Source organism: Streptomyces glaucescens (genome assembly GCF_002154375.1).
GTDB lineage: Bacteria > Actinomycetota > Actinomycetes > Streptomycetales > Streptomycetaceae > Streptomyces > Streptomyces glaucescens.
Genome location: NZ_MUND01000594.1, coordinates 1 through 1,942, shown reverse-complemented (window position 1 = coordinate 1,942; position 1,942 = coordinate 1). Strand labels below are relative to the sequence as shown.

Below are 1,942 nucleotides of genomic sequence, written 5' to 3'. Positions count from 1 at the left end.
AGCCCACCGCGCCCTCCCCGGCGGTCCCCGCCACCACCGTCCCGCGGACCCCGGCTGCCGCCGCCCGGGTGCCCCCGGCCCCCGCGGCGGCAGCCGGGGTCCGCGGGACGGTGGTGGCGGTGCCCGCCGGGTAGGGCGCGGTGGGCTGCGGATAGCCGTACGCCGGCGCCGGCCGCGGGCCGTACCCGCCATAGCGGAGCTGGTGGAAGTGGCGGATGTCCGCGGAGAGGTAGTACGCGATGACGACCACGAGCGTGCCCAGCAGCAGCCCGAGGCCGGTCCAGCCGCCCGCGGTGTGGATCTCCTCGCCCGGTTCGGTGCCCAGCAGCACCATGGCGAGGGCGTCGATGGCCAGGACGGCCACGAACAGCCCCCAGTCCAGCGACTTCCGCGTGACGAGCGCCAGGCGCAGCAGCATGGTCCAGGTGAGGAAGCCGAGGCTGAGGATGGAGATCACCACGAACAGGACACGCAGCAGGACCAGCCACGCCGTCGGTGGCGGCTGTTTCACCGGCTGCACATAGCCGTGGCCATGCATGACTGCTCCTGAAGTCGTGCGATTGTCGCTTCGAGCGTATAGGCCGACACGGACAACCGGTCCCGGGTTGTACCGAACCGTTGCCGTGCTGATCACTTCTGGCGACCGCGCAGGTCGGGCGGCGCTCAGCCGGGGGTGACCGTGCCGTCCGTCAGGCCGTCGTACATGCCGCGCACGAGTTGGTCCCCGAGGCGGCTCGCGTGGCGCAGCGCCCGCTCGAACTCGTCGAGTGCGCGGAAGCGCGCGCCGTAGCGCCGCTGTTCGTCGAGCGGGAGCCGGGGCAGTTGCAGACGGCGCACGTCGAGGCGGGTGGCGGTGGAGGCGTAGCTGCTGGCCTGGCGGTTGTTGGCGGTGCCGCGCAGGAAGCCGGCGAGGAACCAGGGGTCGAGCGCCGCCGGGTCGGGCCGCAGCAGCACGAGGTTGCGCCCCAGGGCGGCGCCTTCGGTGGCGTCGTCGATGACGCGCGCCACCGCACCGCCGCCGAGCACCGGCACGACGACGTCACCGGGCTCGGTGAGCACGGCCTCCTCCTCGCTCTCGGGCAGGTTCCCGGACGGGGCCGTTCCGGCGAGCACGTCGTGGTCGGTGAGGACGGGCACGCGCGCATGGCCGCCGTTCCCGCCCGTCCGCAGCACCAGGGCGCCCCCGCGCGCGAGTTCGCCCACCGTGGTGAGCGGCCAGCGCGCGGGCGGCGCGGAACGGACCGGCGGCGGGGTGAGGTCGGCGGTCAGCCGCAAGGTCCGGCCGAGGCGGGCGCGCACGTCGGTGAGCTGTTCGGCGCCGTCGGCCGCCGTGGGCGGCGGGAGGTGGCGGGCCGGGGCGAAGTCCACGTCGTCGTCGAGGAGTTCGATGACCGGCACGGACCGTGCCAGGCCCGGCCGTTCCGGCAGGGTGCCGGCGCGGTCGTAGGCCTGCCAGGCGTCGAGGACGGTGTCGCGCACGGACTGCCAGTCGGGTCCGCCGCGCCCCTCGGTGGCGAACTGCCCGGCGTCCGCGAGCAGCACCTCGGGCTGCGCGGGCGCCTTGTCGGGGCGGCGCAGCACCCACAGGTGGAGGGGGATGTTGTACGGGGGTGCCGCGCCCACGGGCAGCGCGACGACGGCCCGCAGCGCGCCCCGGCGCAGCAGGTCGGCGCGGATCCGGCGGCCGGAGCGGCGGGAGGCGGCGGCGGGCGGCATCAGCAGTACGGCCGTGCCGCCGTCCCGCAGCCGGGCCAGCGCGTGCTGCACCCAGGCCAGCTCGGATTCGGTGCGGGCCGGGAAGCCGTACTCCCAGCGGGGATCGTAGGCCAGTTCGTCGTGGCCCCAGTTGCGCTCGTTGAACGGCGGATGGCACAGGACGGCGTCGGCGCGCAGTTCGGGGTGGGCGTCCGCGCGCAGCGAGTCGCCGGTGGCGGCGCGGACG

The 1,942-nt window shown here is 75.5% G+C and carries 2 protein-coding genes; both read right to left on the bottom strand.

Translation table 11 applies throughout. The features are described 5' to 3' along the window. A partial coding sequence (locus CCN42_RS32545; RefSeq protein ID WP_211294838.1) for a hypothetical protein occupies positions 1–538 on the bottom strand: 538 nt, incomplete at its 3' end. 125 nt (positions 539–663) lie between these two features. Beyond that, a partial coding sequence (locus CCN42_RS32540; protein WP_158102162.1) for an N-6 DNA methylase occupies positions 664–1,942 on the bottom strand: 1,279 nt, incomplete at its 5' end.